This is a genomic window from Achromobacter sp. SIMBA_011 (assembly GCF_046535435.1).
Lineage (GTDB): Bacteria > Pseudomonadota > Gammaproteobacteria > Burkholderiales > Burkholderiaceae_B > Achromobacter > Achromobacter dolens.
Genome location: NZ_JAWRWN010000855.1, coordinates 1 through 254 on the forward strand (window position 1 = coordinate 1; position 254 = coordinate 254).

Genomic DNA, 254 nt, shown 5'->3' on the forward strand with positions numbered 1-254 from the left:
GTCGCGCTCAGAACCAAACCGCCACCGCCACCCTACTTCGGCGCGATGTCGCGTCGCACGCGGCGAATGTGCTGCTCGTCGTAGAACGCAGCCGCATCGGCGTCGCCCGACACGATCGCCTCGTAGATCAGCCGATGTTCCGACACGTACAGCCGGATCCGGCAGGCATCGTAGATGCCGTCGTCCTTCAGCCGCTTCCACAACGGCTGATCCATCGTCTCCGCGACTTCGTCGGCGATCTTCACGATCAACGG

At 63.8% G+C, this 254-nt stretch carries 1 pseudogene; it reads right to left on the reverse strand.

Annotation, left to right across the window (positions count from 1 at the left end):
• Positions 1-32: 32 nt before the first annotated feature.
• Positions 33-254 (reverse strand): annotated as a pseudogene (locus tag SB816_RS33420) (GntR family transcriptional regulator); the annotation flags it as partial.